General features: G+C 59.1%; 3 protein-coding genes. All 3 read right to left on the bottom strand.

The annotated features are described in order from the left end of the window. Nucleotides 1–887 (bottom strand): PilT/PilU family type 4a pilus ATPase (locus GXX82_10315; GenBank protein NLT23431.1); only part of this gene is annotated, 887 nt, incomplete at its 3' end. A 3-nt stretch (nucleotides 888–890) separates the two neighbouring features. Next, nucleotides 891–1925 carry a type IV pilus twitching motility protein PilT gene (locus tag GXX82_10310; GenBank protein NLT23430.1) on the bottom strand — a complete coding sequence of 345 codons (1035 nt, stop codon included), beginning with the start codon at nucleotides 1923–1925 and terminating at the stop codon, nucleotides 891–893. Between the two features lie 9 nt (nucleotides 1926–1934). Further along, nucleotides 1935–2323: SMC-Scp complex subunit ScpB (gene scpB / locus GXX82_10305; GenBank protein NLT23429.1), on the bottom strand; the 389-nt coding region annotated here is incomplete at its 5' end.

The raw sequence follows: 2323 nt of genomic DNA, 5'->3' as shown, positions 1-2323 counted from the left end.
TTGAGAATGAGGTCCTTGACCCTCGGGCTGTCGAGAAGGATCTCGATCGCCGCCGCGCGCTTGCCCTCCACGGTGGGGATGAGCCTCTGGGATATGATGGAGCGTATGTTGAGGGAAAGCTGCATGTAGATCTGGAGATGACGCTCGATGGGAAAGAAGTTGAGTATCCTCTCGAGGGCCTGGTTCGCGTTGTTGGCGTGGAGAGTGGCAAGGCACAGGTGGCCCGTTTCCGCGAAGGTTATGGCGTCCTCCATCGTCTCCGCGTCCCTGATCTCGCCGATGAGGATGACGTCGGGAGCCTGCCGCAGGGTGTTCTTGAGGGCGTTGTAGAAGCTCAAGGTGTCAAAACCGACCTCCCTCTGCGTGACGACGCTCATCTTGTGCTGGTGGACGAACTCCACCGGGTCCTCGATGGTGATGATGTGGCCGGGCTGGTTGGAATTGCGGTAGTCGATCAGCGCCGCCAGGGTCGTCGACTTGCCGCTTCCCGTCGCGCCGACGACGAGCACGAGACCGCGCTTGGACATGCATATGTCCTTCATGATGGCGGGCAGCCCCCAGTCATCGATGGTCTTGATAGTGAGCTTGATCTGGCGTATGACGATACCGATAAAGCTCTTCTGCCGGAAGATGTTCACCCTGAACCTGCCGTATTCGGGCTGGAAGATGGCAAGATTCATTTCCATCTCTTCCTCGAACTTCGCCCGCTGCCGCTCGTTCATGATGGCGTAGGCGAAGTTCTTCGTGTCCTCCGCGCTGAGCGCCCTGTCGCCGTAAACGGAGACAACGCCTTCGATGCGGAATGCCGGGGGCACCCCCACGGTGAAGTAGATGTCCGACGCGTCCTTTTCGACCATGTACTTCAGGTACTCATTGATGATGTCCATGGATCACCTCATTGAAGTGCTCAGGTAGAAAGAAACCTCATCCCTCGTTACGAGGTTCTTGGCGATAAGGTCGTTGCAGGCCGCTTCCATCGTCTGCATGCCGATCCCCTTGCTCGTCTGGATCATGGAGGGTATCTGGGCGATCTTGTTCTCCCTGATGAGGTTCCTCACGGCCGGAGTGGCGATCATGACCTCGAAGCCGGCGACCCTCCCCTTGCCGTCACGCCTCTTGAAAAGGGCCTGGGAGATGACGGCCTGCAGGGAACCGGAGAGCATGGATCGCACCTGGTTCTGCTGGCCCGCGGGGAAGACGTCGATGACCCTGTCGACCGTGTCGGGAGCCGAACTGGTGTGGAGGGTGGCGAATACGAGGTGTCCCGTTTCAGCCGCCGTCAGGGCAAGCTGGATGGTCTCGAGGTCCCTCATTTCGCCGACGAGTATGACGTCGGGGTCCTCACGCAGGGCGCTCCTCAGGGCGTTGGCAAAGCTTTTGGTATGCGGTCCAAGTTCACGCTGGTTGACAAGGCATTTCTTGGAGTTGTGGAGGAACTCGATGGGGTCCTCAATGGTGAGGATATGTTCCTTCACGGTATCGTTGATGAAGTCCACTATCGCGGCAAGCGTCGTCGACTTGCCGCTGCCGGTGGGCCCCGTGACGAGGACGAGACCCTTCTCCAGACCCGCTATGTCCTTGAACACGCGGGGGAGGTTCAGCTCGTCGAAGGTGGGTATCTTGCTGGGAATGGTTCTGAAGACTGCCGATTCGCCGCGGTGCTGTTTGAAGACGTTGACCCTGAAACGGGCCAGGTCACCGAGGCCGAAGGAGAAGTCGAGCTCAAGGTGTTCCTCGAAGACCTTCCGTTGGAAGTCGCTCAATATATCGTAGATCATATTGTGCACGTCTTCCTTGTCGAGGGGCGGCAGATCGACCTTCGTCATCTCGCCGTGTATCCTGATCACGGGGGGTTCCCCGGCGCTGATGTGCAGGTCCGATCCTCCGCTTTCGAGGGCGAAACGCAGCAATTCAGATATGTCCATGGTGTCCTCCTATCCTTCGAGCGATTCTATCTCCTTATATGTCGGCAGGTCCTCGAGGCTCTTTAGCCCGTAGACCTCGAGAAACCTCTGTGTCGTCCTGAACACCATGCGCTTGCCCGCCTCACCGTTGCGCCCGGCGATCTCGATGAGTCTTCTCTCGAGGAGGTGCTTGACGGCCCGCGCCGAATCGACGCCGCGCACGACGTCTATCTCCTTCTTTGTCACGGGCTGCTTGTAGGCGATGATCGAAAGCGTCTCGAGCATCGGCCGCGAGAGACCCACGTCCTTTTCCCGGACAAAACGCCTGACCCAGTCGCGGTAGGCGACCTTCGTCCTCATCTGGAAACCGCCGGCCACCTCAGCCACCTCGACGGACCGCCCGGGGTCGGAATACTCCG

Source organism: Syntrophorhabdus sp. (assembly GCA_012719415.1).
GTDB lineage: Bacteria > Desulfobacterota > Syntrophorhabdia > Syntrophorhabdales > Syntrophorhabdaceae > Delta-02.
This window is presented reverse-complemented; position numbering and strand designations above follow the sequence as displayed.